The organism is Burkholderia sp. 567 (assembly GCF_040545115.1).
GTDB classification, from domain to species: domain Bacteria; phylum Pseudomonadota; class Gammaproteobacteria; order Burkholderiales; family Burkholderiaceae; genus Burkholderia; species Burkholderia ambifaria.
In genome coordinates this window covers 84943-105208 of the sequence record NZ_JBEPLG010000012.1, presented here as the reverse complement: position 1 = coordinate 105208, position 20266 = coordinate 84943, and the positions used below count along the sequence as shown (strand labels likewise).

Below are 20266 nucleotides of genomic sequence, written 5' to 3'. Positions count from 1 at the left end.
CGCGCCAGCGTCGACGATGCGCTCGTGCGTGGCTTCCGTGGATCGGGTAGTGGACCGTTTCATCTGACGTTCATCAGCGATCAGTTTCTGATCGCAAGCGCGCGGCGCTCAAATGCGCGCCCGCAGACGCCGCGTGCGAAACGTTCCCCAGCCGCTGCTGAAAGCAGACTTCAGGAATGCTGCAAGTCCGCCCTCGTCGGGGCGCGGTTCTCTCCCCCTCGCAATGCGCTTGAGCTGGCGCGTGTACCACAGCACCTCCATGATTCCGAGGCGATCGACAGCCTTGAGGCCGGTGCTGATTGGTTGCACCTGCTGCGAGCTGTCGCGCCCTTGAAGCAAAGCAGCGGGTGCATCGGGATCGATCGCGAGCAGCCGCGCCAGGCCCACCACATCCAGCGCGCTGGAGTGCAGCGCCGCGTTCATGCCGGCGGCGGTGCGAAAACCACCGGTCACCATGAGCGGCACTTTGACTGCCGCGCGCACCTTGTGGGCAAAATCAAGGAAGTAGGCTTCCCGGGCCGCGGTGGATGCCTTCTTCGGTTCTTGCATCGCCCCGCTCATGGCAGGTGCCTCATAGGTACCGCCGGAAATCTCGATCAGGTCGATCCCCGCATCGCTCAGCGCGCGGATTGTCTCGATCGATTCTTCTTCCGTAAAACCACCGCGCTGGAAGTCGGCCGAATTGAGCTTGATTCCCACCGGGAAGTCCGGGCCGACTTGCCGGCGGATTTCCGCATAGACGGCCAGTACGAAGCGGCGCCGCTTCTCGGGACTGCCGCCCCATTCGTCGCTGCGGCGGTTGTGGTGCGGAGAAAGAAATTGGCTGATCAGATAACCATGTGCGCCATGGATCTCGACGCCACTGAACCCGGCCTTCTTGCAAATGGCCGCGCTGCGCCCGAAGCGCTCGATGATGTCTTGGATCTCGGACGGGGTCGCTTCGCGCGGTGTCTCGAAGAATGCCGCCATGTCCTCGCGGAAAGGAACCGCGGAGGGCGCCAGGTTGAAGGCGTTCAAACCCTTGGTCGATTGCTTGCCAGGATGGTTGAGCTGCACCCAGATCGACGCCCCTTGCGCGGTTGCAGCCTCCGCCCACTGGCGCAGCACGGGCAGGTCTGCGTCGTCTTCGATCACGACATTCCCGGGCTCGCCCAACGCGCGGCGGTCGATCATCACGTTCCCTGTCATGATCAGTCCGAGCCCCGACGCAGCCCAGCGTCGGTACAACTGCACCAGGTCCGGTGTCGGGCGATTATCGTAGGTGCCCAGGGTCTCGCTCATGGCGGCCTTGGCGAGCCGGTTACGCAGAGCGCTGCCATTGGGCAGGTGCAGTGGCTGGTTCAGCAGATCGGGTTTCATGGCAACTCAGAAGACGGTGCGGTCGTAAGGCGAGACGATTTTCGGAGGCTGCAGGAACGCCGTCAGGCCCTGGAACCACAACACTTCCCGGAAGTCGCCACTGATGATCAGGTCTTTACTGCCCACTCCCCTGAGGAAGGCCGCCTGGGCATCCTTGGCCGACAGAATCTCGAAGCCTTTCGCGGCACTCGTAAAGGTGAGCGTGAATCGAGGCGTCGCTGCCAGTCCCGCATACGATCGGACGGTGCCATCTTTGATCACAAAGTAGCGCCCGGCACCCGAAACCGTACGAATCTGGCATACCAGGTTCTTGGACGCAACGTAGCGCGCGGCGTTGGCGTCGCGCCTGATCTTGCGTGTCAGCAGCTGGGCGGATGCCCACAACAGGAACTTGAACTTAAGCATTTCGGCATCCTTTTGACCTGAGAAAAGTGCGTTCGGACCATGACGAGCGTCGCGTCACTCGCTCAGGAACTGAACTGCGTGACCCAGGAAGCGTTGCGGGTACTGAAACTGCGCGGCGTGGCCGGCATCCGGGTAAATGAACAACTGCGCATTTGGCAGGTTGCGCACCATGTAGAAGGAGTTAACCGTGGGGACCATCACGTCGTTCACGCCATTCAAGATGAACGTAGGCTGCCGGATACCGCGCAGATACGCGAAAGGATCGTCTTCCGAGAGCCTCGGCATATACAGCACGTTGGCCTCGATCTGTGCGATCGAGACCTCCGGCGAGGATGGCGGATCCTGGTCGGCTCGCATATGGCGCCGCTCCCAGAACGCCCTTGCCGCCTGCTCGGCTTCTGCTGATCGTCCGAAGAACAGGTAGAGAAAGTCTTCGAACACCGGGACCGGATTGACCGCGGTGGTCAACACGCGCTGCTCCATTTCCGGATTCCCTCCGCGCGGCCCGGTGCCCAGCAGCATCAGCTTGCGCACGAGCTCGGGATGGCACCAGGTCAGGTCGAGCGCCTGAAACCCGCCCAGCGAAAAACCCAGAACGTCGATTTGCCGCAAGCCGAGTGCGCGAACGAAGGCCGCTGCGTCATCGGCCATGTCCTCGATGCGCGTTCGTGGTTGCCCGCCGGAGGAAGCGACGCCGCGACCGTTGTAGAGAATGACTTCGCGGCTTTGGGCAAGCCCATCCGTCATCAGCGGATCCCAGTTGTCCATCCCGCCGCGGAAGTGCTGCAGGAACAGTAACGGCGGCTGCGAGGAATCCGCGCTACCCCAGCGGCGGTACGCGAATCGAGTACCGTTGACATCCACGAAGCGCGTGGGCGTAGTGATATGGGTGTCGGTCATCGTGGTATCCATCGTTCCGCCGTTTGCTGCAATTGAATGGTCAGGCGCGGAGCTGATAACGCTCGGCCGCGTGTGCTTGTCGAATGTCCGACAACAGTCCCTGGCGAGCGCCATCCAGCGCGTCCCACCGCCCGGCTACGTGCAGCGGCGGGATCGTGACCAGTTCGCGACGGTCGAACCCGATCAGTGCGGCATCAACCAACTCGCCCACTTCCATCACCTCGGGCAGCGTGTTCACGTCGACCCCGGCGCGCTCCCAGATCTCCGTGCGCGTCGCCGCCGGCAGGACGGCTTGCACGTAGACGCCCTTGGGCGACAGCTCGAGGTTCAGGCCCTGCGACAGGAACAGCACGAACGCCTTGGTCGCGCCGTAGATCGACATGCCGAACTCGGGCGCGAAACCCACCACCGAGCCAATGTTGACGATCGAGCCGTTACCGGACTGCACGAAGCGTGGCGCGACGGCGGCTGCAAGCCTCGTCAGCGCCGTCGTGTTGAGCGTGATCAGGCGTTCGATGCTTTCAGGGGTTTGCTGCAGGAAGCCGCCCGACTGAGCCACGCCGGCATTGTTGATCAGAATTCCTATTCGATTGTCATCGCGCAGACGAGCCTCGAGCGCGGACAGATCGGTGGACTGGGTCAGGTCGGCCTGCAGCACTTCCACGGCCACGCCGCTTTCCTCACGCAGGCGCGCTGCCAGGGCATCGAGTCGCGCCTTGTCACGGGCGACAAGGACGAGGTCATGGCCACGCCGCGCGAAGCGCTCGGCGTAGGTGGCACCGATGCCGCTGGAGGCGCCGGTGATGAGGACGGTCGGAAGCGAGGTCATGGGTACTTTCCTTTGCAAGGGTTCTTCTGGCGGAGACTCAATCAAGGACACGAAGCCTTAGCCGGAAATCGTCGGGTAATCGATGTAGCCCGCAGCGCCGCCGCCATAGAGCGTCGCCGGGTTGAGTTGCGTCAGGGGCGCGCCATGCTTCAGGCGTTCGACCAGGTCCGGGTTGCTGATGAACGGACGGCCGAACGCGAACAAGTCGGCTCTGCCCTCATTGAGTTGAGTGGTGGCGAATTCCACGTCGTAGCCGTTGTTGGCCAGATAGGTCTGCTTGAAACGGCGGCGCAGCGCGTCGTAGTCGAACGCGGCGACATCGCGTGGGCCGCCAGTCGCACCTTCGACCACGTGCAGATAGACGATGCGCTGCGCGTTGAGCTGTTCGGCGATGTAGTCGTACTGCGCTTGCGGATCGCTGCAGGAAATGCCGTTTGCCGGCGAAACCGGCGAGATGCGCACGCCGGTGCGCTCTGCGCCGATTTCCTTGACCACTGCGGCGACGACTTCCAGCAACAGGCGCGCACGGTTCTCGATCGAGCCGCCGTAGTCGTCGGTGCGCTGGTTGGCACCGTCCTTGATGAACTGCTCCAGCAGATAACCGTTCGCGCCGTGAATTTCCACGCCGTCGAAACCTGCGGCAATCGCGTTGGCCGCAGCCTGTCGAAAGTCGTTCACGATGCCCGGCAGCTCGGCGAGTTCCAGCGCGCGCGGCTCGGACACGTCGGCAAATCCGTTGTTGACGAAGGTTTTCGTCTCGGCGCGGATGGCGGAAGGCGCGACCGGCGCCGTACCGCCAGGTTGCAGGTCGGTGTGCGAGACGCGGCCCACATGCCAGAGCTGCACGAAGATGCGTCCGCCCTTCGCATGTACTGCCTCCGTGACCTTCCGCCAGCCAGCGATCTGCTCGGCCGTGTACAGGCCGGGCGTGTCCTGATAGCCCTGGGCCTGGGCCGAAACCTGAGTGGCCTCGGTGATGATCAGGCCGGCCGACGCGCGCTGCGCGTAGTAGGTCGCGGCAAGCTCGCTGGGCACCAGCCCGGCGCCTGCACGGTTTCGGGTCAGCGGGGCCATGACGATGCGATTGGTGAGCGTCAGGTCACCGAGGGCGTACGGCTCGAAAAGCGTTTTCTCTGACATGTCGTTCCAGCGTCGGGTGTTGGGAATGGCTTAATGATGACGACCATAATCTAACGTGTCAATACTTTGATGACGATCAACATCAATGTATAGTCAAGCCATCAGACAGGAACGCGCCCACGGAGAGGAAAAGTGAAAGTCACCAAGGCACAGGCCCAGGCCAACCGGGCCCACGTTGTTGAGACAGCGTCGACGCTGTTCAGGGAGCGCGGTTTTGATGGGGTCGGAGTTGCTGATCTGATGAGCGCAGCCGGGTTCACCCACGGCGGCTTCTACAAGCACTTCCGTTCAAAGGCCGATCTGATGGCGGAATCGGCGGCCTGCGGCATGGCGCAGACCGTTGCGCTGTCGGCCGGGGTGGACGCAGCGGAGTTCGTGCGACAGTATCTCGCGCGCGAGCACCGCGACGCGCGCGCGACCGGCTGCACGATGGCCGCGCTGGGTGGGGATGCCGCGCGTCAACCCGAAGCGGTCCGCGCCACCTTCGCGGACGGCATCGAAAGACTGCTGGCGGCGTTGGTCCAGGAACGTGATTCGTCAGGCGGTGCAGACGCGGCGGAGGCGCGAGCCGACTGCCTCGACATCATGGCGCATGCGGTCGGCGCGATTGTGTTGTCGCGCGCATGCCCGGATGATTCGCCACTGGCCGACGAAATCCTGACGGTATGCCGTGACAAGATTCTCGCGACACTGGGCCCGTCGAAGACAGCGCGCAAACCGGGCCGCAATCAGGGGAACGACAGCTCCGCCCAGTCGAAGTGACGCCGGGCGGCGGTGGCTGTGTGGAAGGGCTTTACATTGTTTACCGCAGCGAACCACCCGAACACCATCGGACAAGCGTCACTTGTCGGCCGCATACGAAGCAAACACCTTCGTCAGGTGTGCGACGAATGCTTTGACATTCGGGCTGCTGCGCCTGCTCTCCGGCCACAGCGCCGTGATCGTCGAGCGCGGTTCGACGAACTCGGTGAGGACCTGCACCAGCTCCCCGCGCTTGACGTAGGAATCGGCCACATAGGCCGGTGTGATGCCGACGCCTCCGCCGGCGACCATCACGGCGGCGACGGCATCGCTGGTATCGACGACGATGCCGGCGTCCGGTATCAGGTCGAGCGATCCGTCACCGGTGACAAAATTCCAGCGGAAGACCTGTCCTGAACTCTGAAAGCGGAAATTCACGCAATCGTGATCCACGAGGTCGTCGGGGTGTTTGGGAACACCGCGCCGGGCCAGATAGTCCGGGGACGCGTACGCGCCGATATGGTGAGGGGAAAGCTGGCGCGAGATCAGACGAGAACCGGTTAGATCTCCTACGCGAATGGCCACATCGACGCCTTCACCGACCAGATCGACGAAATGGTCGCCCAGGCGCAGGTCGATGGACAGCTTGGGGAAACGCTTCCGAAACGCAGGTAGCGCAGGCGCGATCAGATGAATCCCGATCGGGAGCGGTGCGGTCACCTTCAGGATGCCGGCCGGCTCGGATCGCGCCGAGACCGCGGCCTGCTCGATCGCCTCCATTTCCGCAAGCAAGCGCAACGTGCGTTCATGCAGCTCGCGCCCCTCCTGGGTCAGCGTCAATGATCGCGTGGTCCGGTTGAACAGTTTCAGCTCGAAGTGCTGCTCGAGACGCTGGATGCTCTTGCTCACGGCCGACGGTGTGACGCCGAGCGCCCGAGCGGCGGCCGAATAACTCCCTAACGATGCCGCGCGGCTGAATGCAATGAGGCCCGTCAGGCGGTCCAGGCTGATTTGTTCCATGGCGGAATGATTGAAGAGAGTTTGGCGCTGATTATCAATATCAATTGGCAAGTATAGAGTGCTGTCCAAGACGCCGCACTGGGTTGCGTCAGCCGACAGGACCTACTTTCATGACTACCGATTTCGCCGCCCGTTCACTCGATAACAAGTCCGTCCTCATCATTGGCGGAACCTCCGGCATTGGCCTTTCCGCGGCCAAACAAGCGAAGGCCGCCGGGGCGAACGTCACCGTGATCGGCTTCAACGCGGAGGGCGCCGAACGCGTCGCCGCCGAGCATGGTTTCGCGGGGTGGCGCGCCGCCGACGTGACCAAGCCGGAGACCCTCACCGCGGCGCTGGCCGACATCGCGCACGTCGACCATCTCGTCCTCCTCGCCGGGACCTTCGTGGCAGGCAAGGTGCTGGAAGCGGATGTCGACTATCTGCGTCGGGCGTTCGACGAACGTGTGTGGGCAGCCGTGCACACGTTGCGCACGCTGGGTGACCGCCTGGCCGCCGATGGCTCCATCACGTTCATTTCGGGTGTGCTGGCCGACCGGCCCAACGCGTACGGCACGGCCATTCTTGCGTCGGCGTCCGCCGCGATGGAAGCGCTGGCCCGGGGCTTGGTGCTTGAACTGGCGCCGCGCCGCGTCAACACCGTTTCGCCCGGCACCACCGACACGCCGCTGCTTGCCCGCACGCTCGGCGACGGTCGCGACGCGTACGTGAACGCATTGAAAGAAAAATTGCCGCTGCATCGTTTGGGAACCGCCGACGAAGTGGGCGCCGCGGTGGTGTTCCTCATGAGCAACGGTTTCATGAACGGCGAGACGATCCACATCGACGGCGGTGCCCGTCTCGTGTGATGTGGGCTGAAGGGCTCCCGGTATTTCCACGCTGACAAGGAACAAGAAGGAGGTTTGGTGCCTACGCTGTTTGATCCCATTCGACTGGGCGCGATCGAAGCGCCCAACCGTATCCTGATGGCGCCCATGACACGTGCCCGGGGAACACGCGAGCACGTACCCACCGCGATGATGGCCGACTATTACAGTCAGCGCGCATCCGCGGGTCTCATCATCTCGGAGGCCATTGGCATTTCCCGGCAGGGGCTGGGCTGGCCCTACGCGACCGGCCTGTGGACGCCTGCCCAGGTTGCCGGCTGGCGAAAAGTGACCGACGCCGTGCATGAAGCGGGCGGCCGCATCATTGCCCAGCTGTGGCACATGGGCCGCGTGGTGCATCCGAGCTTTCTCGATGGCGCGCAGCCTGTGTCGTCGTCCATGACGACGGCACCGGGCCATGCCCATACTTATGAAGGAAAGCAGTCCTACGCGCCGGCGCGCGCACTGGCGACGCACGAAATTCCCGCCGTGATCGAACAGTTCGCCGCCGCTGCACGTAACGCACTGCAGGCCGGCTTCGACGGCGTGCAGTTGCATGCTTCGAACGGCTATCTGATCGATCAATTCCTGCGAGATAGCGCCAACTTCCGCGACGACGCGTATGGCGGCTCGATCTCCAATCGGCTCCGGCTTCTGATCGAGGTAACCGAGGCTGTCGCGGATGTCGTGGGCGCCGATCGTACCAGCGTTCGCCTGTCTCCCAACGGCGAAACCCTGGGCGTGCGTGATAGCGATCCGGTGCCGCTGTTCATCGCAGCCGCCGAGGCGCTATCCACGGTCGGGATCGCGTTCCTGGAACTGCGCGAACCGCCGCTGAACGGCAGTTTCGGCGTCGGCTATCTCGATCCGCTCGCGGCACGGATTCGCCCTGCTTTCAAAGGACCGCTGGTGCTCAATTCGGATTTCGACGCGGCCCGAGCCCAGGCGGAACTCGATGCCGGGATTGGCGATGCCGTTGCGTTCGGGCGCCCTTTCATCTCGAATCCGGACTACCCGCGCCGTCTGGCCGACGCGATTCCGCTTGCGTCGGACGACCCGACCACGTGGTTCACGCAAGGTGCGGACGGTTACGTCGATTACCCGGGCGCGACGTCGGCTTGACGACACGCTGCGTGACGGGGCTCAAGAGCGAACGGCGCCATCGGAAACGACGCACTTGTCGATCCGGCCGCGTTCGTTGACGGTCACTCGCGGACGCGGAATCTCATGCTCACGGTGGTATCCGCGGCGATCGTGCCGCGCATGTCGACATTCACCTCGTCGGTATCTCTGTGCGGAAGCCGTGGCCTTGGTCGCATTTTTTTGACGCCACCCATCGCGAAGCCGAGCTGCCGTGCGCGCCCATCACGCGAGCTTCTTTTCGTCTGCATCCCGCATTGCCGACACAACGACCGCTCTGGGTTGCGACGGCTCCATTCGCGGCAACCGTTACTTCCCTGCAACCGTACGAAAGGAAAACCATCATGTCATTCGTTACCACGCAAGACGGCGTCCAGATTTTTTACAAGGACTGGGGCCCGAAGGACGCTCAGCCGATCGTCTTCCATCACGGCTGGCCGCTCTCGTCGGATGACTGGGATGCCCAGATGTTGTTTTTCCTGTCGAACGGGTATCGCGTCATTGCCCACGACCGGCGCGGACATGGGCGCTCCGCGCAAGTCGCCGAAGGTCACGACATGGACCATTACGCGGCGGACGCGTTCGCCGTGGTCGAAGCGCTGGATCTCCGGCATGCAGTGCATATCGGTCACTCCACCGGCGGCGGTGAAGTCGCCCGCTATGTCGCAAAACACGGCGAGCCGGCCGGGCGTGTCGCCAAAGTGATACTGGTCAGCGCGGTGACCCCGCTGATGCTGAAGACGGAGGCCAACCCCGACGGCGTGCCGATCGAGGTATTCGACGGGTTGCGTGCCGGCACGGCGGCCAATCGCGCTCAGTTCTTTCTCGATGTGCCGACCGGCCCGTTTTACGGATTCAATCGAGCCGGCGCGAAGATCGATCAAGGCGTGATTCGGAACTGGTGGCGCCAGGCCATGATGGGCAGCGCCAACGCGCATTACGAGGGCATCAAGGCGTTCTCCGAGACGGACCAGACCGACGATCTCAAGGCGATCAGCGTGCCGACTCTTGTACTGCATGGCGAAGACGACCAGATCGTCCCCTATGAGAATGCTGCGCTGAAGGCAATCAAACTGCTCGAGAACGGCACATTGAAGACCTATCCGGGCTACGGCCACGGCATGCTGACGGTCAATGCCGATGTGCTCAATGCGGATCTCCTGACCTTCGTGAAGGCTTGAAGATTTTCGTATCGATTCGTTATCCGATGTTTTACGTGACGATCGTGACGAGGCGGGGGAAGCGCATTCGCGATGACGGGTCGCTTCCCGGTCAACGATCACCGACAGCCACGCGTTCGTGAAAGCGGTCGGCTAGTGGGACGGCCCTGGCCTGGTGACATCCCATCGACGATCCAGCACGTCGTCGGCCGTGTCGTCGACCGAGCTATTGATTTTTGAGACGAACGGTCTATTATTCGCCCATGGACGTTCGAACTGATCCGCCTCGCCGCCGCGGCAGGCCACCGAAGCAGCACGAAGACCTCGTCGCGACGCGCGACATGCTGTTGCGCACCGGGCTGGAAGTGCTCACCGAGAAGGGCTTTTCGGCCACCGGGCTCGACGAGATCCTCGGGCGCGCCGGCGTGCCCAAGGGCTCGTTCTATCACTACTTCGACAGCAAGGAGGCGTTCGGCCTCGAACTGATCGATCGCTACGCGGACTTCTTCGCCCGCAAGCTGGACCGTCATTTCAGCCAGCCCGAGCCATCGCCGCTGGCACGCGTGCGCGCGTTCGTCGACGATGCACGCGACGGCATGGCGCGCCATGAATACAACCGCGGCTGCCTGATCGGCAACCTCGGCCAGGAAATGGGCGCACTGCCGGAGAGTTTCCGTGCGCGTCTGCGCGCGACGTTCGAGGACTGGCAACGCCGGCTGGCCGCGTGCCTCACCGCCGCCCAGCAAGCCGGCGAGCTCGCCGAGTCGGCAGACCCCGCCGAGCTGGCCGCATGCTTCTGGATCGGCTGGGAAGGCGCCGTGCTGCGCGCGAAGCTCGAACGCAGCGACGTGCCGCTTGCGCTGTTCGCGCAGTTTTTCTTCAATGGATTACCTCGCCGCTGAATTTTTTTGCCATTAACTAGACGATCGGTCTAAAAAGGAGGACGGATGTTCCAGGGCATCGTGATAGACAAGGACGACACCGGCCAGCACGCGCGGCTGCAGACGCTGGACGACGCGCAGTTGCCCGCGGGCAACGTGACGATCCGGGTCGGTTATTCGACGTTGAACTACAAGGACGGGCTGGCGATCACCGGCAAGAGCCCGGTGGTCCGCAAGTTCCCGATGGTGCCGGGCATCGATCTGGTCGGCGAGGTCGAGCACAGCACGCATCCGGATTACCGCGCGGGAGACCGCGTCGTGCTCAACGGCTGGGGCGTCGGCGAAACACACTGGGGCGGCCTGGCGCAGAAGGCACGCGTCGACGGCGACTGGCTGGTGCCGCTGCCGTCCGCGTTTTCGCCGCAACAGGCGATGGCCATCGGCACGGCGGGCTACACCGCGATGCTGTGCGTGATGGCGCTGGAACGGCATGGCGTGCGCCCGGACGACGGCGAGATCGTGGTGACCGGCGCGGCAGGTGGCGTCGGCAGCGTCGCCATCGCCCTGCTCGCGCGGCTCGGCTATCGCGTCGTCGCCGTGACCGGCCGCCCGGCCGATGCCGACTACCTGCGGCAGCTCGGCGCGGCGGAGATCGTCGACCGGTCGCAATTCGGCGCACCGGGCAAGCCGCTCGGCAAGGAACGCTGGGCCGGCGCGGTCGACGTCGCGGGCAGTCACGTGCTCGCCAACGTGTGCGCGACCACGCGCTATCGTGGCGTGGTGACGGCCTGCGGCCTCGCCGCCGGCATGGACTTTCCCGCCACCGTCGCGCCGTTCATCCTGCGCGGCGTGACGCTCGTCGGCATCGACAGCGTGATGTGCCCGCGCGCCGAGCGGCTGGAGGCATGGCGCCGGCTCGCGTCCGATCTCGATGTCGAGAAGCTGGGCGCGATCGGTCATCAGGTCGGCCTGGGCAATGTCATAGCGCTTGCCGAGGAACTGATCGCCGGCAAGATACGCGGCCGCATCGTCGTGGACGTCAACGCATGACGCCGGCAACCCGTCGTTTCATGTCCGGCCGGCGGCTCGCGCGTCGCGTTCGCCCGTGCCACTTTATCCAGGAGACCTCATGACCGCTGCCAACCCCGCGCCCGTCAGCCGCTTTCCGGTGCCGGCGCTCGACGACCTGCCCGACGACATTCGCGCACGGATCGCTGCCGTCCAGGAAAAGTCGGGCTTCATCCCGAACGTATTCCTCACGCTCGCGCATCGCCCGGACGAGTTTCGCGCGTTCATGGCGTACCACGACGCGCTGATGGACAAGCCGGGCAACCTCACCAAGGCCGAACGGGAAATGATCGTCGTGGCCACCAGCGCCGTGAACCAGTGCCAGTACTGCGTCATCGCGCACGGCGCGATCCTGCGCATTCGCGCGAAGGATCCGCTGATCGCCGACCAGGTCGCGACCAACTACCGCAAGGCCGACATCACCGTCCGGCAGAAGGCGATGCTCGACTTCGCGATGAAGGTGTCGCAGACCGCGCACCTGGTAGGAGAAGCGGACTTCGACACGCTGAAGTCGCATGGCTTTACCGACGAGGATGTCTGGGACATCGCGGCGATCTCGGCGTTCTTCGGCATGTCGAATCGCATCGCGAACGTGACGAACATGCGGCCCAACGCGGAGTTTTACGCGCTGGGGCGCTGAGCGCGCGGCGCGGCTCAATCAGCGCAGCACGATTCGGCGAGCCGGACGCTGGAACAGCGCGACACGGAGACGGATGTCGCGGTTCCGACGTGCCGGCTCACGGCAAGCAGGAGCGAGAGCGCGTCAGCGCTCGCTCCACTCCTTCAACGCCTCCAACCCCGCCGGCAGCGTCGCGTCCGGGAACACCGTCGACAGCGTCGCGTCCCGCCACCGTGCCGCCTCCTCCGCGCGCTGCGTTTCCGCCTGCTCGCACACGAACAGCGCATCGCTGCCGAGCAGCAGCCGCATCGGCACGTCGTCGCGACGCGACAGCTCGACGATCAGCGCCGCGATCCGTGCCGGATCGCCGACCTCGTGGCCGCCATACGAACCGAGCAGTTCGAGAATCTTCCCGACCGACGGCTGATAGTCGGGCAGCAGGCCGTCGACGTGGCGCTTCGCCTGCGCGGCCCATTCGGTGCGCATCCCGCCCGGCTCGAGCGTGCACACGCGCACGCCGAACGGCGCGACTTCCTTCGACACCACGTCGCTGAACCCGCCGACCGCCCACTTCGCGGCCTGATACGCGGACAGCCCGGCCGTCGCCGTGCGCCCGCCGACCGACGACACCTGGAAGATGTGGCCCGCGCGCTGCGCCCGCATCGTCGGCAGCACCGCACGCGTCAGGTTGACCACGCCGAACAGGTTCGTTTCGATCTGGTCGCGGAAGTCGTCGGCGCCCATCTGCTCGAACGGCGCCGTATGACCGTAGCCCGCGTTGTTCACCAGCACGTCGATGCGTCCGAACGCGTCGCGGGCGGCGGCCACCGCATGCGCGGCCGCCGCTGCGTCGGTCACGTCGAGCTCGATCGGCAGCAGCCGGTCGCCGTACCGCGCTTCCAGATCCGCGAGCCGCGCCGGATCGCGCGCACCGGCCACCAGCCGGTCGCCCGCCGCCAGCACCGCTTCCGAGATTGCACGCCCCAGGCCGCGTGCGGCCCCTGTCACCAGCCAGACTTTCGACATTTCCATTTCTCCGTAAAGTTGAAACCACAAAAAATGAATGATTACTCACTCATTAATATGGGCGCTGAAACGGTCGTTTTGACCGTGCATCGCCCTGCCTGAAACCGCCTTCCCTCGTCGCGGCGACGCCCGAACCAAACGCGCCGCCGCTTCTCTCTCTACAACTTGCCGCTATCACACCGCGTGCAACACGGCCCACAGCGCGCGAAACCCGGCTTCCCGGTACGCATCGGCCCGCGCGGGATCGCGTGCGATCGACTCCATCGCCGTTTCCGCGATCGACGTGAACAGCGCCGTGCAGAACGCATGCGCGTTGTCGGCATCGAGCCCGCCCGCGGCGGCACTCTGCGCGCGCAGCAGCGCGGTGATCGCGCCGAAGCCTTCGGTGCCGGCCGCGCGATGCGCGTCGTCGATGCGGCCGCTCACGTCGAGCTGCCGCAGCGCGCGCTGCCCGTGCGGATCCGCGACGCCCCACGACACATAGCTGTTCCACACATGCCGCATGGCCTGCTCGGCCGGCGCGTGCTCCGGAAACCCGGTGATCATCGCGTCGCGCAGGTCGGCCTTCAGGCTCAGGTACAGCGCGTTCAGCAGCGCATCCTTGGTCTCGAAATAGGTGAACACCGTGCCTTCCGCGACGCCGGCGAGCCGCGCGATGCGCGCGGTGGTCGCACTCGCGCCGTCCTCCGCCAGCGCGCGGGCAGCCGCGGCGAGGATGGCGTCGTGCTTGTCGGGACTCCGCGGTCGGGCCACGTTCGATTCCTTTAATGAGTGAGCGCTCAATCATAATCGCGCCGACCACGGGACGGCAAGCCCTGTTACATACGGGGGAACCCATCCGCAATCGGTCAAAAGCGTGCACTATTAGCGTTTCCACGTACTGGCGCGCCAACGCACCGGCGGCCGGCGCTTCGATGTTCGTTCCACGCTCACCCGTTTCAGACCGCGATCCACTCATGACGAATCAGCCCAACCAGACCGAAGCCGACCAGCCCGTCGACATGATCATCTTCGGCGGCGGCGGCGACCTGGCCGCCCGCAAGCTGTTGCCCGCGCTCTACATGGCGCACCTGCACTGCAACCTGCCGCCGCAGACGCGCATCATCGCGGTCGGCCGGCGCGACTGGGGCATCGACGGCTACCGCAAGTTCATGGACGAGCAGTCGCGCCCGTTCATCGACGAGAAGGCGTTCGACGCCGACGCGTGGGCCCGTTTCCTCGACCTGTTCAAGTACGTGCTGATCGACGTGAACGCGCCGGAAGACTACGCGCGGCTCGCCGAAGCGGCGCGCCCCGACGCGATCCACGTGTTCTATCTGTCGACGTCGCCGGAGCTGTTCACGACGATCTGCGACAACCTGTCGGCCGCGCACCTCGTCGATGCGCGCTCGCGCGTCGTGCTCGAAAAGCCGCTCGGCCACGATCTCGCGTCGGCGCAGGCGATCAACGATGCGGTCGGCAGGCATTTCGCGGAATCGCAGATCTACCGGATCGACCATTACCTCGGCAAGGAAACCGTGCAGAACCTGATGGTGCTGCGCTTCGGCAACCCGATCTTCGGGCCGCTGTGGCAGGCGCCGAGCATCCGCAGCGTGCAGATCACGGTCGCGGAGACGGTCGGCGTCGGCAGCCGCGCGGGCTTCTACGACCATACCGGCGCGCTGCGCGACATGGTGCAGAACCACCTGCTGCAACTGCTGTGCATCGTCGCGATGGAGCCGCCGGTGTCGCTCGACCCGGACGCGGTGCGCGACGAGAAGCTGAAGGTGCTGCGCTCGCTGCGGCCGATGGCGCTGTCGGATGTCGCGCGCGATACGGTGCGCGGCCAATACACGGCCGGCGCGGTCGACGGCCAGCCGGTCAAGGGCTATCTCGAGGAAGACAACGTGCCGGCGGACAGCCACGCGGAAACCTTCGTCGCGCTGCGCGCACACATCAACAACTGGCGCTGGGCGAACGTGCCGTTCTTCCTGCGCACCGGCAAGCGGCTGCAGCGCCGCCAGTCGGAAATCGTGATCGAGTTCGCGGACATGCCGTTCTCGATCATCCCGACCGGCCCGCGCCACTACAGCAACCGTCTCGTGATCCAGCTGCAGCCGGAAGAATCGATCCAGCTGCAGATGCTCGCGAAGGAGCCGGGCAGCGGGATGAAGATGGTGCCCGTGAGCCTGAACCTCGACCTGCAGCAGGCGATTCCGGAACGGCGCGCGGAAGCCTACGAGCGGCTGCTGATCGACGTGATCCGCGGGCGTCTCACGCACTTCATGCGCCGCGACGAGCTCGAGGCCGCGTGGTCGTGGGTCGAGCCGATCCTCAACGGCTGGAAGCAGCTGGGCGACCGTCCGCGCCTCTACACGGCAGGCACGTTCGGGCCGGCGGCATCGTCGGCGCTGCTCGCGCGCGACAACATGTCGTGGTCCGAGGAAGCCTGACCATGGCATGACGGCAGGCCCGCGGCGCAAAGCGCCGTGCGGCATGCCGGATCACACCGGGCGCCCGATCGGGTGCCCGCCCCCAGCCCCCGCCGCCTTCCACCCTGCCAGCGCGCCGCCGTTACAGCGGCTCCAGCCACGCAGCCTTGCGCCGCGCCGGCGCCCCGCTGCCGCCGCTGCCGCCGCCCAGCACCTCGATCATGTAATCGACGAACGACGCGATCCGCGACGAAATCGCGGTGTTCCGGTAATACACCGCGTTGATCGGCTGTTCGACGTCGAGCGTCTGCCGCGCGAGCACCTGCACGAGCCGGCCGGCCTCGCGATCCTGCGCGGTCATGAAATCCGACAGGCACACGACGCCCGCACCCTCCAGCGCGAGCTGCCGCAGCGTCTCGCCGCTCGACGACCAGATGCCGGGCTCGATGCGGCACGGCTCGCCGTCCGCGCCGAGGATCGGCCAGACGTTCAGCGATTCGGGCTGCGTGAAACCGAGCAGCGTGTGCCTGGCGAGATCCTCGACCTTGCGCGGCTGGCCATGCGCTTCGATGTATGCGGGGCTCGCGAGGATGCGCAGCCGGCTGTTGCCGATGCGCCGGCTGTGCAGCGTCGAATCCTTGAGCCGGCCGATGCGGATCGCGACGTCGGTGCGCCGCTCCAGTAGGTCGATGATCCCCTCGTTGCTGTTCAGCTCCAGTTCGACCTTCGGGAACCGTTCGCGGTAGCCGTGCACGAGCGGCACGATCACGTGCAGCATGAACGGCGTCGCGGCATCGACGCGCAATCGCCCCGACGGCATCTCGCGCCGCGCGAGCATCTGCTCCTCGGCGTTCTCGACCGATTCGATGATTGCCCGCGCATCCTGCAGGAACGCGCGCCCTTCCTCGGTCAATTCGAGCCGGCGCGTGGTCCGGCGCAGCAGCGTGGTCTTGAGCTTCTCCTCGAGCCGCGCGAGCGTGCGGCTCGTGGCCGACACGGTGAGGTCGAGCTGCTGCGCGGCAGCGGTGATCGAACCGGAGTCGACCACGGCGGCAAAGGCCTGGAGTTCGTCGAGCGTGATCTTCATTGCTGGATTCTTGATTCAAAATCAAAACAATTTGGTTTATAGACCCATTTTTCCGCAAAAGTAAAGACGGCACACTGCGCTCCATTGTCACCGGACCCTGGAGCCCCGTCATGCCACTTGCCCTGCTTGCGCTGACCATCAGCGCATTTGCCATCGGCACCACCGAATTCGTGATCGTCGGGCTGATCCCGACGATCGGCGCCGACCTCGGCGTCAGCCTGCCGTCGGCCGGCCTGCTCGTCAGCCTCTATGCGCTGAGCGTCGCGATCGGCGCGCCGCTCCTCACCGCGCTCACCGGCCGCGTGCCGCGCAAGACGCTGCTCGCCGCGCTGATGGCGCTGTTCACCGTCGGCAACCTCGTGGCCTGGCAGGCGCCCGGCTACGAATCGCTGATCGTCGCACGCGTGCTCACCGGCCTCGCCCACGGCGTGTTCTTCTCGGTCGGCTCGATCATCGCGACCACGCTCGTGCCGAAGGACAAGGCCGCCAGCGCGATCGCCACGATGTTCAGCGGGATGACCGTCGCGTTCGTCGCCGGCATTCCGCTCGGCACCTTCATCGGTCAGCACTTCGGCTGGCGCGCGACGTTCCTGGTCGTCGCGCTGTTCGGCCTCGTCGCGTTCGTCGGCGCGGTCGCGTTCGTGCCGCGCGGCCTGCCGCGCACGCCGCCGGCGCCGCTCGCCCGCCAGTTCCGCGTGCTCGCCCAGCCGCGCCTGCTGCTCGTCTATGCGATGACGGCGGTCGGCTACGGCGGCTCGCTGATCGCGTTCACCTACATGGCGCCGCTGCTCGAACAGATCGCCGGCTTCACGCCGTCGCAGGTCAGTCTCGTGCTGGTCGGCTATGGCGTGTCGGTCGCGTTCGGCAACGTGTGGGGCGGCAAGCTCGCGGACGCCGTCGGCCCGGTCAAGGCGCTCAAGCGGATCTTCCTGTTGCTCGCGATCGTGCTGCTCGCGCTGACCTTCACGGTGCACGTGAAGTGGCTGGCGGTGCTGACGATGCTCGCATGGGGCGCCGTCGCATTCGGCAACGTGCCGGGCCTGCAGGTGTACGTCGTCAAGCAGGCGCGCCACTTCGCGCCGGACGCCACCGACGTCGCGTCGGGCTTCAACATCGCCGCGTTCAACCTCGGCGTCGCGGGCGGCTCGTCGCTCGGCGGCCTGATCGTCGCGAACGTCGGCCTCGGCCACACGCCGTGGATCGCCGCCGCCGTCACGCTCGGCGCCTTCGCACTGACCGCGTTGAGCGGCCGCCTCGACCGCGGCCAGGGCCTGCCCGAGCGCACGGCCGAACCCGTCGAACTCGCCCATTGAACGTCACTTTCCCGCAGGAGCGCATCAGCATGAACGCATCGACCCAACGTCCGCCGTTCGCCGGCAGGACTTTCGAAGTCCGTTACGACGGCCTCACAGCGCTGAACGCGTATGACGAGGACGGCCTCCACATGCGCTACGAGATCACCGAAGGCCCGTACGCCGGCGCGAAGGGCGAAGTCGCGTACACGTGGCGGCACGTCGCCGGCGAGACCTACGCGATCTCGTGGCAGGAAGCCGACCGCGCAACCGTCGTGCACCTCGACGATTTCGCCGCCGGCACGTCGCGCGCGTTCTTCACCGCGGCTTCGCTCGATTTCCACCGGCTCGAAGGCAGCCTGCGCGCGCGCTGAACGGAGCAACCCGACCATGTCCACTTCACTCGACAAGCTCGCCCGCGGCGGCTTCAGCATCGGCATCGAACTGCCGCTCGACAACGACTGGTCGCTGGCTGGCGCCGCGAAGCGCCAGCACGACGGCCGCCGTCCCGGCGTGCCCGACCTGACACTTCATGCGACGCTCGCGCGACTGGCCGACACGCTCGGCTTCCGCGCGCTCTGGGTGCGCGACGTGCCGGTGTACGACCCGTCGTTCGGCGATGCCGCGCAAGTGTTCGAGACCTTCTCGTATCTCGGCTACCTCGCCGGCATCACCCGCGACATCCTGCTCGGCACGGCAGCCGTCGTGCTGCCGCTGCGCGAACCGCTGCTGACGTTGAAATCGGCCGCGACGATCCAGGAGCTGAGCGACGGACGCCTGCTGCTCGGCGTCGCGAGCGGCGACCGGCCGGTCGAATATCCGCTGTTCGGCCGCGACTTCGCGTCACGCGGCGCGAATTTCCGCGACCAGATCGCGCTGCTGCGCGACAGCGCGCGCGGGCACCTGCCGCCGGGCCTGGACGTGTTGCCGGCCGCGCGTTCGCCGGTGCCGCTGCTCGTCGCGGGCCTCGCGCAGCAGACGCCCGCATGGATCGGCGAACACATGGACGGCTGCCTCGCCTATCCGGGCACGCCGGACGATCACCTGCAGCGCGCCGCGAACTGGCGCGCGGTGGCCGGCGACAAGCCGTACGTGAGCTTCATCCACCTCGACCTCGCGGAAGATCCGCACGAACCGCTTCAGCGACACCGCTTCGGCGCGCGCGCCGGGCGCGTCGCGCTGACGGAAGAGCTCGCGGCGATGCGCGACGCGGGCGTGCAGCACATCGGCCTGCATTTGCGCCGCAATCGCCGGCCGCTCGACGAGACGATGGCCGAGATTGCCGCGGACGTGCTGCCGGCGTTCCATCCGGCTAGCAACCCGCACACGTGCGTCGCATGAGGCCGGCCACGGCCCGCCGCGCGCCACGGCGGGCAACCGATCCTTGAATTTGAATCAAATATTTTTGACCTCTGAAGGCGTTTATCTCATCAGTCCCGAACGCCAGAATGACTTCCATACCGAACCCGTTCCACTTTCCCAGGAGCCCACGATGAGCAACGTTCCCGCATTCGGCCTCGGCACCTTCCGCCTGCAGGGCCAGGTCGTCATCGACTCGGTCCGCAATGGCCTCGACGTCGGCTACCGCGCGATCGACACCGCGCAGATCTACGGCAACGAAGCCGAAATCGGCGAAGCGATCGCCGCATCGGGCGTGCGCCGCGAGGACCTGTTCCTCACGACCAAGATCTGGGTCGACAACTACGCGCCGGAAAAACTGGCGGCCAGCCTCGAGGAAAGCCTGCGCAAGCTGCGCACCGACATCGTCGACCTGACGCTGATCCACTGGCCGGCGCCGGGCAACGGCGTGTCGATCCAGGCGTTCATGACCGCGCTCGCCGACGCGAAGGCAAAGGGCCTCACGCGCCAGATCGGCATCTCGAACTTCAACATCGAACTGACGAAGGAAGCGATCGCGGCCGTCGGCAAGGATGCGATCGCGACGAACCAGATCGAACTGAGCCCGTACCTGCAGAACCGCAAGCTGGTCGAGTTCCTGAACGGCGAAGGCATCCACGTGACGTCGTACATGACGCTCGCCTACGGCAAGGTGCTCGGCGACCCGGTGATCGGCGCGATCGCGCAACGTCACGACGCGACGCCGGCGCAAGTCGCGCTCGCGTGGGCGCTGCAGCTCGGCTACTCGGTGATTCCGTCGTCGACGAAGCGCGAGAACCTCGCGAGCAACCTGCTCGCGCAGACGCTGCGCCTGACCGACGAAGACATGGCGCAGATCGCCGCGCTCGAGCGCAACGGCCGCGAAGTCGACCCGGCCGGCCTCGCGCCGAAGTGGGACTGAACGCGCCGCCCCCGTAATCGATT

The 20266-nt window shown here is 65.6% G+C and carries 21 protein-coding genes; 12 read left to right on the top strand and 9 right to left on the bottom strand.

The genetic code is table 11. From position 1 onward, the window contains the following. Window positions 1–108: 108 nt before the first annotated feature. Genes ABIC50_RS28935 through ABIC50_RS28915 form a run of 5 tightly spaced genes read right to left on the bottom strand, consistent with a single transcriptional unit; the run spans window position 109 to window position 4633 of the window. On the bottom strand, window positions 109–1359 hold the full coding sequence (locus ABIC50_RS28935; RefSeq protein WP_354168298.1) for an NADH:flavin oxidoreductase/NADH oxidase family protein: 1251 nt from the start codon (window positions 1357–1359) through the stop codon (window positions 109–111). A 6-nt stretch (window positions 1360–1365) separates the two neighbouring features. Continuing rightward, window positions 1366–1764 carry a helicase gene (locus tag ABIC50_RS28930; protein WP_354168296.1) on the bottom strand — a complete coding sequence of 133 codons (399 nt, stop codon included), beginning with the start codon at window positions 1762–1764 and terminating at the stop codon, window positions 1366–1368. A 54-nt stretch (window positions 1765–1818) separates the two neighbouring features. Further along, window positions 1819–2664 (bottom strand): alpha/beta fold hydrolase, encoded by an 846-nt coding sequence (locus ABIC50_RS28925; RefSeq protein ID WP_354168294.1) that lies wholly within the window; start codon window positions 2662–2664, stop codon window positions 1819–1821. 40 nt (window positions 2665–2704) lie between these two features. After that, a complete protein-coding gene (locus tag ABIC50_RS28920; protein ID WP_354168292.1) occupies window positions 2705–3493 on the bottom strand; it encodes an SDR family NAD(P)-dependent oxidoreductase in 789 nt (262 codons plus the stop codon). 57 nt (window positions 3494–3550) lie between these two features. Beyond that, on the bottom strand, window positions 3551–4633 hold the full coding sequence (locus ABIC50_RS28915) for an alkene reductase (RefSeq protein WP_354168291.1): 1083 nt from the start codon (window positions 4631–4633) through the stop codon (window positions 3551–3553). Window positions 4634–4765: 132 nt separating this feature from the next. Here ABIC50_RS28915 and ABIC50_RS28910 point away from each other — a divergent pair, with 132 nt between their 5' ends. Further along, window positions 4766–5395 carry a TetR/AcrR family transcriptional regulator gene (locus tag ABIC50_RS28910; RefSeq protein WP_354168289.1) on the top strand — a complete coding sequence of 210 codons (630 nt, stop codon included), beginning with the start codon at window positions 4766–4768 and terminating at the stop codon, window positions 5393–5395. Window positions 5396–5473: 78 nt separating this feature from the next. Here the strand turns inward: ABIC50_RS28910 and ABIC50_RS28905 are convergent, their stop codons facing one another. Next, complete coding sequence (locus tag ABIC50_RS28905) at window positions 5474–6394, bottom strand: LysR family transcriptional regulator (protein ID WP_126226143.1); 921 nt, start codon at window positions 6392–6394, stop codon at window positions 5474–5476. Between the two features lie 110 nt (window positions 6395–6504). Between ABIC50_RS28905 and ABIC50_RS28900 the strand changes: the two genes are divergently transcribed. From ABIC50_RS28900 to ABIC50_RS28875, 6 genes are all read left to right on the top strand, one after another. Next, complete coding sequence (locus ABIC50_RS28900) at window positions 6505–7242, top strand: SDR family oxidoreductase (protein WP_166721295.1); 738 nt, start codon at window positions 6505–6507, stop codon at window positions 7240–7242. A gap of 57 nt (window positions 7243–7299) precedes the next feature. Then, complete coding sequence (locus tag ABIC50_RS28895; RefSeq protein WP_354168287.1) at window positions 7300–8382, top strand: alkene reductase; 1083 nt, start codon at window positions 7300–7302, stop codon at window positions 8380–8382. Between the two features lie 362 nt (window positions 8383–8744). Next, window positions 8745–9581, top strand: coding sequence for an alpha/beta fold hydrolase (locus ABIC50_RS28890; RefSeq protein ID WP_354168285.1), 837 nt, complete (start codon window positions 8745–8747; stop codon window positions 9579–9581). Between the two features lie 242 nt (window positions 9582–9823). Then, window positions 9824–10462, top strand: a complete 639-nt coding sequence (gene acuR / locus ABIC50_RS28885; protein WP_175703216.1) for an acrylate utilization transcriptional regulator AcuR — start codon at window positions 9824–9826, stop codon at window positions 10460–10462. Window positions 10463–10507: 45 nt separating this feature from the next. Next, complete coding sequence (acuI, locus tag ABIC50_RS28880; protein ID WP_354168284.1) at window positions 10508–11491, top strand: acrylyl-CoA reductase (NADPH); 984 nt, start codon at window positions 10508–10510, stop codon at window positions 11489–11491. Window positions 11492–11570: 79 nt separating this feature from the next. Beyond that, complete coding sequence (locus ABIC50_RS28875) at window positions 11571–12149, top strand: peroxidase-related enzyme (RefSeq protein ID WP_175746563.1); 579 nt, start codon at window positions 11571–11573, stop codon at window positions 12147–12149. Between the two features lie 123 nt (window positions 12150–12272). On the opposite strand, the gene ABIC50_RS28870 is transcribed toward ABIC50_RS28875, so the two are convergent. After that, window positions 12273–13154 (bottom strand): SDR family NAD(P)-dependent oxidoreductase, encoded by an 882-nt coding sequence (locus tag ABIC50_RS28870; RefSeq protein WP_354168282.1) that lies wholly within the window; start codon window positions 13152–13154, stop codon window positions 12273–12275. 174 nt (window positions 13155–13328) lie between these two features. Further along, on the bottom strand, window positions 13329–13907 hold the full coding sequence (locus ABIC50_RS28865; protein ID WP_011659702.1) for a TetR/AcrR family transcriptional regulator: 579 nt from the start codon (window positions 13905–13907) through the stop codon (window positions 13329–13331). Window positions 13908–14110: 203 nt separating this feature from the next. Here ABIC50_RS28865 and zwf point away from each other — a divergent pair, with 203 nt between their 5' ends. After that, window positions 14111–15586: a glucose-6-phosphate dehydrogenase gene (zwf, locus tag ABIC50_RS28860; protein ID WP_011659703.1), complete on the top strand. Its 1476-nt coding sequence runs from the start codon at window positions 14111–14113 to the stop codon at window positions 15584–15586. A 121-nt stretch (window positions 15587–15707) separates the two neighbouring features. Here the strand turns inward: zwf and ABIC50_RS28855 are convergent, their stop codons facing one another. Then, window positions 15708–16652 carry a LysR family transcriptional regulator gene (locus ABIC50_RS28855; protein ID WP_229081282.1) on the bottom strand — a complete coding sequence of 315 codons (945 nt, stop codon included), beginning with the start codon at window positions 16650–16652 and terminating at the stop codon, window positions 15708–15710. Between the two features lie 110 nt (window positions 16653–16762). Here ABIC50_RS28855 and ABIC50_RS28850 point away from each other — a divergent pair, with 110 nt between their 5' ends. The 4 genes from ABIC50_RS28850 to dkgB all read left to right on the top strand — a co-directional run bounded on the left by ABIC50_RS28850 (window position 16763) and on the right by dkgB (window position 20243). Further along, the gene (locus ABIC50_RS28850; RefSeq protein ID WP_126226154.1) at window positions 16763–17965 is read left to right on the top strand and encodes an MFS transporter; all 1203 of its coding nucleotides are present in this window, start codon (window positions 16763–16765) and stop codon (window positions 17963–17965) included. A gap of 29 nt (window positions 17966–17994) precedes the next feature. Continuing rightward, window positions 17995–18318: a MoaF-related domain-containing protein gene (locus tag ABIC50_RS28845; RefSeq protein ID WP_175708480.1), complete on the top strand. Its 324-nt coding sequence runs from the start codon at window positions 17995–17997 to the stop codon at window positions 18316–18318. A 16-nt stretch (window positions 18319–18334) separates the two neighbouring features. Next, the gene (locus tag ABIC50_RS28840) at window positions 18335–19285 is read left to right on the top strand and encodes an LLM class oxidoreductase (protein ID WP_354168280.1); all 951 of its coding nucleotides are present in this window, start codon (window positions 18335–18337) and stop codon (window positions 19283–19285) included. A gap of 151 nt (window positions 19286–19436) precedes the next feature. After that, entirely contained in the window at window positions 19437–20243 is an 807-nt protein-coding gene (gene dkgB, locus ABIC50_RS28835) for a 2,5-didehydrogluconate reductase DkgB (protein WP_012366975.1), read from the top strand. Window positions 20244–20266: the final 23 nt, after the last annotated feature.

Excerpts from the sequence above, each read along its gene's own strand:
- ABIC50_RS28850 (WP_126226154.1), top strand. The coding sequence starts at position 16,763 with ATGCCACTTGCCCTGCTTGCGCTGACCATCAGCGCATTTGCCATCGGC.
- ABIC50_RS28915 (WP_354168291.1), bottom strand. The coding sequence starts at position 4,633 with ATGTCAGAGAAAACGCTTTTCGAGCCGTACGCCCTCGGTGACCTGACG.
- ABIC50_RS28905 (WP_126226143.1), bottom strand. The coding sequence starts at position 6,394 with ATGGAACAAATCAGCCTGGACCGCCTGACGGGCCTCATTGCATTCAGC.
- ABIC50_RS28870 (WP_354168282.1), bottom strand. The coding sequence starts at position 13,154 with ATGTCGAAAGTCTGGCTGGTGACAGGGGCCGCACGCGGCCTGGGGCGT.
- acuR (WP_175703216.1), top strand. The coding sequence starts at position 9,824 with ATGGACGTTCGAACTGATCCGCCTCGCCGCCGCGGCAGGCCACCGAAG.
- ABIC50_RS28900 (WP_166721295.1), top strand. The coding sequence starts at position 6,505 with ATGACTACCGATTTCGCCGCCCGTTCACTCGATAACAAGTCCGTCCTC.
- dkgB (WP_012366975.1), top strand. The coding sequence starts at position 19,437 with ATGAGCAACGTTCCCGCATTCGGCCTCGGCACCTTCCGCCTGCAGGGC.
- ABIC50_RS28920 (WP_354168292.1), bottom strand. The coding sequence starts at position 3,493 with ATGACCTCGCTTCCGACCGTCCTCATCACCGGCGCCTCCAGCGGCATC.
- acuI (WP_354168284.1), top strand. The coding sequence starts at position 10,508 with ATGTTCCAGGGCATCGTGATAGACAAGGACGACACCGGCCAGCACGCG.
- ABIC50_RS28925 (WP_354168294.1), bottom strand. The coding sequence starts at position 2,664 with ATGACCGACACCCATATCACTACGCCCACGCGCTTCGTGGATGTCAAC.
- ABIC50_RS28845 (WP_175708480.1), top strand. The coding sequence starts at position 17,995 with ATGAACGCATCGACCCAACGTCCGCCGTTCGCCGGCAGGACTTTCGAA.
- ABIC50_RS28930 (WP_354168296.1), bottom strand. The coding sequence starts at position 1,764 with ATGCTTAAGTTCAAGTTCCTGTTGTGGGCATCCGCCCAGCTGCTGACA.
- ABIC50_RS28875 (WP_175746563.1), top strand. The coding sequence starts at position 11,571 with ATGACCGCTGCCAACCCCGCGCCCGTCAGCCGCTTTCCGGTGCCGGCG.
- zwf (WP_011659703.1), top strand. The coding sequence starts at position 14,111 with ATGACGAATCAGCCCAACCAGACCGAAGCCGACCAGCCCGTCGACATG.
- ABIC50_RS28890 (WP_354168285.1), top strand. The coding sequence starts at position 8,745 with ATGTCATTCGTTACCACGCAAGACGGCGTCCAGATTTTTTACAAGGAC.
- ABIC50_RS28855 (WP_229081282.1), bottom strand. The coding sequence starts at position 16,652 with ATGAAGATCACGCTCGACGAACTCCAGGCCTTTGCCGCCGTGGTCGAC.
- ABIC50_RS28840 (WP_354168280.1), top strand. The coding sequence starts at position 18,335 with ATGTCCACTTCACTCGACAAGCTCGCCCGCGGCGGCTTCAGCATCGGC.
- ABIC50_RS28935 (WP_354168298.1), bottom strand. The coding sequence starts at position 1,359 with ATGAAACCCGATCTGCTGAACCAGCCACTGCACCTGCCCAATGGCAGC.